The organism is Prosthecobacter sp. (genome assembly GCF_046154365.1).
Lineage (GTDB): Bacteria > Verrucomicrobiota > Verrucomicrobiia > Verrucomicrobiales > Verrucomicrobiaceae > Prosthecobacter.
This window is the reverse complement of the sequence record NZ_JBJXFV010000085.1, coordinates 1-7,342: the sequence shown is the minus strand read 5'-3', so window position 1 is coordinate 7,342 and position 7,342 is coordinate 1. Positions and strand designations below refer to the sequence as shown.

Genomic DNA, 7,342 nt, shown 5'->3' with positions numbered 1-7,342 from the left:
ATTGGACACCCCCAACCCAAGTCAATCTGGTCGATCTGGGCTTCATGGACTCGCGTTCGAAGCTGATCGACCTCGCCGCCTTCCTTGACCGCACCCAGCGTGCGGGACAGGCCGATGATTTTCGTGTGCAGGCGCTCAAACACGCCATCGCGTTGTTGTCGAAGAACGAGCCGCAGCGTGCGAAAGAAGTGCTACTGAGTTTCAGCGATCCGAGCACGGAACCCATTGCCAAAGCGACAATGCAGGGTGCCGTCGGCGCGTTTCGGGAGGGTTCGTCATGAAATACATCGAACCCCACGGTCACATGGTCAGCCGAACGACGGATGACTACGAGCGCATGGCCATCGCCGGATGCCAGGCGATCTGCGAACCGGCGTTCTGGGCCGGCTTTGACCGTGCCAGCGCTGACGGCTTCTACGACTACTTCCGCCAGATCACCGAGTATGAGCCAAAACGCGCGGCAAGGTTTGGCATCAAACATTACTGCTGGCTGTGCATCAACCCGAAGGAAGCGGAGGATTTGAAACTGGCGGAGGACGTGATCGCGCTGATCCCGCAGTTCATCGACAAACCGGGCGTCTTGGGCATTGGCGAGATCGGCTTGAACAAAAATAGCCGCAACGAGCTGAAAATCTTCGAGCAGCATGTGCAGGTGGCGCAGGACTACGACCAGCTCGTGCTCATCCACACGCCGCATCTGGAGGACAAGCTCAAGGGTACGCGCTTGATCGTCGATGCGCTGAAAAACTTCTCCAAAATCACGCCGGAGCGCGTCATCATCGATCACGTCGAGGAGCACACCATCGACCATGTGCTCGACCACGGCTTCTGGGCCGGCATCACGCTCTATCCCGAGAGCAAATGCACTCCCAACCGTGCCATCGACATGCTGGAGCACCGCCAGGCCGAGCGTATTTGGATGAACAGTGCCTGTGACTGGGGCATCAGCGATCCGCTGGCCGTACCGAAGACGATGCAGGCCATGCGCCAGCGCGGCTGGAGCGAAGCGATGGTGCAACGCGTGGCTTGGGACAATCCGAGCACGTTCATGCGGCAAAGCCCCAAGTTTGTGATGCCATGAGCGTGAACCTGGACTGCATGGCCCTCATCGCCGGGAACGGCATCTATCCCGAGACCTTCGTGGCGGCGGCACGCAAGGCCGGCGTGAAAAAACTCGTCGGTGCCGCTTTCACCAACGAGACGAAACCGGAGCTGGCGACGATGGTCGATGCCATCGAGTGGTTTCGCGTGGGGCAGCTCGGGAAGATGATTGCGTTCTTCAAGAGACAAGGCGTGACACAAACGGTGATGGTGGGACAAATCGCGCCGAAGAACCTGTTCGACCTGCGGCCCGATTTTCGCACGCTGATGATGTTGGCGCGTTTGAAACAACGAAATGCGGAAACGATGTTTGGGGCCATCGGCGATGAATTGGCGAAGGACGGCATCACGCTGCTGTCAGCGACGACGTTCTTGGAAGACTTGATGCCCGGAGCGGGTCATGTGGCGGGGCCACAGATCAAGAAACGGCGGCAAGAAGACGCGGAATACGGCTTTAAAATCGCCAAGGAAAGCAGCCGACTCGACATCGGGCAGACCGTGGTCGTCAAAAACGGCACGGTACTGGCCGTGGAGGCGTTTGAAGGCACCAACGAGGCCGTGAAGCGCGGTGGAGCCCTCGGACGTGGTGGTGCGACGATGGTGAAGGTGTCGAAACCGAATCAGGACATGCGCTTCGACGTGCCGGTCGTCGGTCCAGACACGATCCGCACTGCTGTGGGTGCGGGGGTCGATTTGATCGCTGTGGAGGCCGGCAAGACGCTGATTTTGAGCCAAAACGAGGTCTTTCGCCTCTGCCATGAGGCCAAAGTGAGCCTCATCGCCCTAGCGTGATTTTTTTCTCGCCTTTCCACCGCCGGTTGGGTCTAATTGAGGTGGCAGCAGGTTAATGCCTGCGACCACATAACATCATAACCAACCCATAAACGCACTCATACTATGAAAACGCAACGCAACCACGCCTTCACTCTGATCGAGTTGTTGGTGGTGATCACGATCATCGCGATTCTCGCGAGCTTGGCCGTGCCCGCCTTCAACCTGGTCCAGACGCAAGGCAACCAGATGAAAGGTGTCAACAACTGCAAGCAGATCATCATCTCGCTCAAGCAGTTCTCCAAGGACAACAACAGTTCGTACCCTGATTCGGTGGCAAATCCGATGACAGGCGGCGTTGCCGCCTCGTCCAACGATGCCTTTAGATATCTGATTCAAGAACAGATCGTTCCAGATGAGAAGATCTTCGGCTGCCCGGCCGGCTACAACACCATTGACAACAACAGCATCGGCCAGGCCCCTGGCTATGGCGCAGCGCTTATGCCAGGAGAAAACCATTGGGCCATGACCGCCGGGCAGACCGACACCACCCAGGGCAGCATGCCTATCGTGTTTGAAAACCCGATCGGCAACGGCTGGCCACCACAGTGGAGTGCTGATGCCGCCGGTCAGATCAAGCCCGGCCGCACCTGGCCCTCCGGCAAGATCATCATCGGTCGCAATGACGGCAGTGTTACGGTCGAGGCGCTGAGTGGAAAAAAGGGGACTGTCGGCCCCAAACCCATGGCTGGCGGCATGGACTTATTCACGCAGGCCTCCCAAGGCATTCCACAGCGTGTGCTGAATATCGTCATTGGCGGGGGCGCAGGCTCTTACCAAAATCCAAACCAGCCTGGTATGCCCGGCGGCCTGCCACCTGCACCCTTCGGTGGCCAACCCGGTGGCCTGCCGCCTGCACCGCTCGGCGGTCAACCCGGCGGCCTGCCACCGCCCCCACTGGGTCAGCCCGGTGGTCTGCCGCCTTCCCCGCTGGGCAATCCTTGATGAGTTAAACCAGCGAATCTGCTGCGCCGCCGGGTGTGAACCACCCGGCGGTTTTTTTGTGTCGCAACTGCTGATTGCAGGCAAAAAACTTTTCCCTCTCGTTGCTTCTTCGCTTACTGTGTGATTGATGATTACCGGAATGCTCAGCGGCTTCCGTCACCTGTTTTGAATCACATGCCAAAATCCATTCGCATTCACCACTCTTTCAACCGCCTGCTCACGGCTGCTGTTGGATTCGCGGCGGCGGTTTTGATTCTGACGACGAAGGCCGGGGCATTTGACACTGTGATTCTCGATCCCGGTCATGGCGCACATGATCGTGGCGCGGCCATCGGCTATGTTTATGAAAAGCACCTCGCACTCGACACCGCACGGCGTGTGGAGCAGTTGCTCAAGAAGGAAGGCCTCAAGGTCATTATGACCCGCAGCCGCGATGTGTTCATCCCCCTGCAGGACCGCTCCGCCGCAGGCAACCGGGGCCGGAACGCCATCTTTGTGAGCATTCACTACAACTACAACCGCGGTGGCAGCGGTGCCGGTGCGGAAACCTATTATCACTTTTCGTCCAGCTACATGCTGGCCGCCTACATTCAGGCTTACCTCGTGCAGCGAACCACCATGACCAATCGCGGCGTCAAAAGCGCGGGCTTCCACGTCATTCGTGCCACCACGAAAAATCCTGCCGTGCTGGTCGAATGCGGTTTCGTCAGCAACTCCACGGAACGCGCCCGCATGCTCACCGGTGAATACCGCGCCCGCATTGCCGAAGGCATCGCGCAAGGCATCGTGGCGTATCGCAAAGCGGATTGATCGGTCAGATCAGTCCGATCCGACCGCTTCGCTTCCGGGGAGCACGTTCACTGCTGCCTTCGTCTTCGGTTTGCGTTCACTGAACGCAAGAATCAGCCCATAGATCAGCAGCACACCCTGGCTGAGCCAGTAGCCGTAGATCTTCGGCCAGATGCCGTCGGTGAAACCGTAGGCGTGCAGGCCCACGCCGAGCTGGTTCACGCCGAACCACGAGAAGATCACGATGCAGCCGAGCACGAGATTGCAGCAGTGCAGGCCGATCTCGCGGATGTAGCCGCCAAGGCGGGCGTGCAGAATGACGAGGCACATCAGCACGATCATCAATGCGCCGTTTTCCTTCGGATCCCAGCCCCAGAAACGGCCCCAACTGTAATTCGCCCAAATGCCGCCGAGCACGGTGCCGACGAGGGAGAGGAACAAGCCGGCGGCGATGAAGCCATAGGCCACACGCGTGAGGAAGCGGCCTTCATCGGTGCCGGTCTTGATTTTGCCAAACAACCGCTGGATGAAGTAAATCATCGAAATCAGCGCCGCGACCATGCATGCCGCGTAGCCGAGATTGATCATGGGGACGTGCGTGGAGAGCCAGAAATTCGTGATCAGCACGGCCTGCAACAGTTGCAGCGTGTCGGCGGCCTCAGAGGCCTCGAACTGGATGGCCAGGAACATGCAGGCGGCACCTGCAACGGCGGCAATGAGCAGCCCGAGGCCGCGTTTCGTGATCCATTCGGCCAGCAGGCCCAGCAAGGCACACGCAGACCCGATGAAGAGGATCGTTTCATACAGCGTCGTGATCGGCGGCCGCTGCATGATGATGCAGCGGATGATCACACCGGTCACCGCGAGCGCGGTGGCGCTACCGAGTAGCAGCCAAGCGGCCAGCTTCGAGATCGACTCAAAGCGTGAACCCGGCGAGACCCAGGTCAGTGCCACAGCGATGAAACCGACGAGGAAAATCCACTGCGCATAGAAAAAGTAGTCTGCACGCATCGAATGCCGCTCCAGGGCGATGAACTGGCCTTCGCCGCGAGTTGAGGCGGCGGTTTGAATCTTGGTGAGCAAGGCTTTGGCAGCCGTTTTAAACTTGGCGGTATCAGGCAGCGCCAGATAGACCTCTTCATACAGCGCCAGCCAGGCGAGCTGCTCGGCGCTGGCGTCCTGGTCGCCATTGATGGCCTGAAAAATTGTTTCGCCCGGGCCGTGCCAGATTTCAGCGGACTTGGAGGCCGGCGGAAAGAGGCGGATTTGCTGCTCGGGATTACCGCTCATCATGGCACCGAGGGCACCCTTGCCGAAATCACGGAACCAGGGGATCTGCATCGGCGGACCGCCACCACGAATGGCGGTGCCGAGTGCGTTGAGGCTATTCGAGAGACGCACCGGCTGCGCCACCCCAGCAGGCAGGCCGGCGGCTTTCTCACCGACGGGCGAACGGATGAAATCGAAGTGACCGGTGATCATTTCGTAGTCCAGGAAGTTCGCGCCGAGCTGGACGATCATGCGCTGCTCAGGCGTCTGTTTTTTGGCAGGAATCTCGCGATATTCGCTCATCTTCTGCATCATCAACTGCCGGGCGGGCTCGATTTCGAGGAAGGTGTATTGATCACGCTTCGCTTTCGCGGTGAGTTCCAGCTCGGTGATGGCGGAAGAGTTATCGACTTTGAACAGCGGCACCGTTTTGGCGATGTCCGGGCGGAACCAGCTCATCAGCATCCATTCGGTGGCGGAGAGCTTCACCGGCTTGCCACCTTCCTTGGTGATCGGCTTCTGCGTGGCGGGATCGACGAGCGGTTTGCCGTCCATCTCGCCGCTGTCGGTCAGCCAGATGCTGCGGCGGGCACGGAAACGCAGCAGGCGATAGCTGGCGATGTTTTCGAGCGGCTTAATGCGCCCGGACTCCTGCACGGGGATAGCGGCGAAGGTTTCAGTAACTTCTTTGTCGCGGAAAAGATCAAGCGGCGGCAGTTCGGCGGCGGGCGTGACGCCTGCGAGCGTCAGAAGGGCGATGAGAGCGAGAGGGAGAGTTTTCATGATCGTAAGCATGTTGTTCACGCTTGAGCTGATGCGGAGTTTGGCGGCGGCAGAAATTTTGGCTGTCCCCTCACCCAACCTCTCCCCGAAGCGGCTTGCAGAGCTGTCGAATACGTCCGGCGGGGAGAGGGGCCAGAAAGCGCATCCCCTCTCCCCGTCGAAGATGGGGTCACGTTTGTGGCCGACTTCGGGGAGAGGTCGGGTGAGGGGCGAAATGGAGACATCGTCAGCATCATCGGTTTTGCGAGTTACAGCAGCTTCCACATGGCGAGGGCAAAGGCCGCGTTGAACGCCGCGATCAGGCCGAGGGCGAACTTCCACGGGTTCACTTTGATGAACCGAGCCAGCATCATGAGGAAATGCAGCAGCAGACCTTCGGCGACGATGATGCAGGAGATGAGCGGCCAGTGGTCGGAGGGGTTTTCGACGATCTGGAAGCCGGAACGCTTCACGCCGCTGCCGCTGCGCACGCCGTCGTCAAAGGTCTGCTGAAACACGGCGTAGCCTTCGCTGCGAATGGGTTCATTCATGGTGACGACACGCTTCTCTTCACGGCTGCCGGTGATCTTGGTCACCATGCTGGTGAAACGGCGGGCACGCTCGGTGCCGGGATGTTTTTCCTGCTCGGTGTGGTCGAGGCGGATGGCGAAGGGCAGTTTGTAGCTGCGGTGCGTGAGCGAGACGAGATACTTGTCATTCCCCACCGTGAAGGTGCAGGGAGCCGCGGCGAACTCCCACAGGATGCCCTTCTGCTCCGCGCCGCCGTTTTTATCTTTCGCAATGACGATGCACGCACTCGCAAGCTGCTCATCGGGCAGGGCGGCACCCGCTTCATCCAGCATGCTGATCTCCTGGATGAAATAACCGTCCACCGCATCGCTGCGGCTGCCGTCGGCATCGCGTTTCGGCTGTGCGTGCTGCTTCCAGTTCGTCACCATCACATCAAACGGCAGGCTCGCATGCGTGAAGGTGCGGCCCTTGCCGGTGTTGAGGTCACGATACTTCTCAGCGCCGATCACCAGCACGCTGTGTTTGGCTTTCTCATCGGTCTGCACCTTCTCGATCTCGATCACGCGCTCATGGAAGCTGCGAAACTCATCGCTCGTCTTGCCCTCGGCCAGTTCCAGGCTGCCTTCCTTGGCAAAGTGGTAGCTCACCGCTCCAGCGGCGATCATGAACAGGATGGCGAAGTGCGAGATGATGACGCCAATGGTCTTCGGCGACTTGCGGATGCGCACGATGCCGCCGCAGAACAGGTTCACGAACAGGATCGCCAGCAGTGTGTAGCCACCCGGCACGATGTAGAGCGGCAGCGTCACATTGCCGATGTCCCAATACCCATCGAACGCCAGCGCACGCCAGCAGGAGCCGATGTCGATGCGGTCGATGAAGAAGGACTCAAAATAACGCGCCTGACTGGCCACGAGGCCGTACTCCGCCTGCTCCAGCGTGCCGAGAAAGGTGATGAGCAGCAGCATCGACAGCGTGAACGTGGCGAGGCCGAAGCTGGTGAGGAAGGCGAAGAGTCGCGCGAGGAGGGATTTGGGGGGAGAGGACACGATGCGTGTGAAGGGGAAAAGTGCTCAGTGCTTAGTGCTCAGTCAGATCACTCCGGCTTCATCAA

7 protein-coding genes are annotated in these 7,342 nt (G+C 59.5%); 5 read left to right on the top strand and 2 right to left on the bottom strand.

The window, feature by feature from the left end; genetic code table 11:
* From ACKVY0_RS11145 to ACKVY0_RS11125, 5 genes are all read left to right on the top strand, one after another.
* A partial coding sequence (locus ACKVY0_RS11145; protein WP_409214892.1) for a hypothetical protein occupies positions 1 to 281 on the top strand: 281 nt, incomplete at its 5' end.
* Positions 278 to 1,081 carry a TatD family hydrolase gene (locus ACKVY0_RS11140; protein WP_409214891.1) on the top strand — a complete coding sequence of 268 codons (804 nt, stop codon included), beginning with the start codon at positions 278 to 280 and terminating at the stop codon, positions 1,079 to 1,081. The genes ACKVY0_RS11145 and ACKVY0_RS11140, both read left to right, overlap by 4 nt.
* A complete protein-coding gene (locus ACKVY0_RS11135; RefSeq protein ID WP_409214890.1) occupies positions 1,078 to 1,893 on the top strand; it encodes an LpxI family protein in 816 nt (271 codons plus the stop codon). Before ACKVY0_RS11140 ends, ACKVY0_RS11135 begins: the two co-directional genes overlap by 4 nt.
* A gap of 105 nt (positions 1,894 to 1,998) precedes the next feature.
* Complete coding sequence (locus tag ACKVY0_RS11130; protein ID WP_409214889.1) at positions 1,999 to 2,877, top strand: type II secretion system protein; 879 nt, start codon at positions 1,999 to 2,001, stop codon at positions 2,875 to 2,877.
* A 174-nt stretch (positions 2,878 to 3,051) separates the two neighbouring features.
* Positions 3,052 to 3,687 (top strand): N-acetylmuramoyl-L-alanine amidase, encoded by a 636-nt coding sequence (locus tag ACKVY0_RS11125; RefSeq protein ID WP_409214888.1) that lies wholly within the window; start codon positions 3,052 to 3,054, stop codon positions 3,685 to 3,687.
* Positions 3,688 to 3,696: 9 nt separating this feature from the next.
* Here the strand turns inward: ACKVY0_RS11125 and ACKVY0_RS11120 are convergent, their stop codons facing one another.
* Both ACKVY0_RS11120 and ACKVY0_RS11115 read right to left on the bottom strand, forming a co-directional pair.
* Positions 3,697 to 5,718 (bottom strand): cytochrome c biogenesis protein, encoded by a 2,022-nt coding sequence (locus ACKVY0_RS11120; RefSeq protein ID WP_409214887.1) that lies wholly within the window; start codon positions 5,716 to 5,718, stop codon positions 3,697 to 3,699.
* Between the two features lie 248 nt (positions 5,719 to 5,966).
* The gene (locus ACKVY0_RS11115) at positions 5,967 to 7,277 is read right to left on the bottom strand and encodes a cytochrome c biogenesis protein ResB (protein WP_409214886.1); all 1,311 of its coding nucleotides are present in this window, start codon (positions 7,275 to 7,277) and stop codon (positions 5,967 to 5,969) included.
* Positions 7,278 to 7,342: the final 65 nt, after the last annotated feature.

Excerpts from the sequence above, each read along its gene's own strand:
- ACKVY0_RS11135 (WP_409214890.1), top strand. The coding sequence starts at position 1,078 with ATGAGCGTGAACCTGGACTGCATGGCCCTCATCGCCGGGAACGGCATC.
- ACKVY0_RS11120 (WP_409214887.1), bottom strand. The coding sequence starts at position 5,718 with ATGAAAACTCTCCCTCTCGCTCTCATCGCCCTTCTGACGCTCGCAGGC.
- ACKVY0_RS11125 (WP_409214888.1), top strand. The coding sequence starts at position 3,052 with ATGCCAAAATCCATTCGCATTCACCACTCTTTCAACCGCCTGCTCACG.
- ACKVY0_RS11130 (WP_409214889.1), top strand. The coding sequence starts at position 1,999 with ATGAAAACGCAACGCAACCACGCCTTCACTCTGATCGAGTTGTTGGTG.
- ACKVY0_RS11140 (WP_409214891.1), top strand. The coding sequence starts at position 278 with ATGAAATACATCGAACCCCACGGTCACATGGTCAGCCGAACGACGGAT.